This is a genomic window from Agrococcus sp. HG114, from assembly GCF_024723325.1.
In the GTDB taxonomy this organism is placed as follows: Bacteria; Actinomycetota; Actinomycetes; order Actinomycetales; family Microbacteriaceae; genus Agrococcus.
In genome coordinates this window covers 1-829 of the sequence record NZ_JANQCH010000249.1, presented here as the reverse complement: position 1 = coordinate 829, position 829 = coordinate 1, and the positions used below count along the sequence as shown (strand labels likewise).

At 76.5% G+C, this 829-nt stretch carries 1 pseudogene; it reads left to right on the top strand.

Annotated elements, in window-relative coordinates:
- A pseudogene (locus tag NWP09_RS13050) lies at positions 1-829 on the top strand (hypothetical protein); the annotation flags it as partial.

Below are 829 nucleotides of genomic sequence, written 5' to 3'. Positions count from 1 at the left end.
GCTCCGAGCAGCGCCGGCCCAGCCCGCGCCTCCGGCCTCGCGCACCGCGCCGACGCAGCACGCCGCGCTCTCGCCGTACGGCGCGCCGGCCCAGTACGCCGCGCTCTCCCCGTACGGCGCGCCCGCCCAGTACGCCGCACCCGTCATCTACGCAGCCCCGGGCGTGCCGCCCGCCGCCCTCCTGCCGCCGCCGCGCATCCGATGGACCCGCCGGCAGACCGCCGCCGCGCTGCTCAGCTCGTGGGTGGGGCAGACGCTCATGGCCCTCGCGACCCACTTCCTCATCGCGTTCGCGCTCGTCGTCGGCCTCGCGTTCCTCATGCACAGCTCGGGCGACCCGGTCGGCGAGATCGAGGCCGACTCGTTCACCGCGACGATCGCGCTGTGGTCCTCGCCCGAGCGGGTGTGGGCGACGGCGCTCATCGGGACGCTGCTCGGCGGCGGCACGCTCGCGCTCGGCGCGGTCGTGAGTGCGCAGTGGGGGCGGTCGGCGGGGCTCGCGAAGCCGCACCGGTCGGCGTGGCTCGCGTGGCTGTGCACGACCGCGACGACGGGGCTGTTCGGCATCGCGTACTGGCCGGGCGCCATCATGCTGGGGATGATCGGCATGGTGATGAGCAGCACCGCGGCGCTCTCGCTCGCATCGATGTGGGGCACCCTGTTCGGCCTGCTCGCGATGGCCGTCGTGCTCACCGGCGGCGTGGGCGTGCTCTACGGCTGGCTGTTCCTCTCCACCTCGCGCCCGCGCGTCGACCCGCGCGCGATCGCGGCCGCCGCCGCGGCCGCGGAGGAGGCGGCGGCGCGCGCCCGCGACGAGGCCGAGCTGACG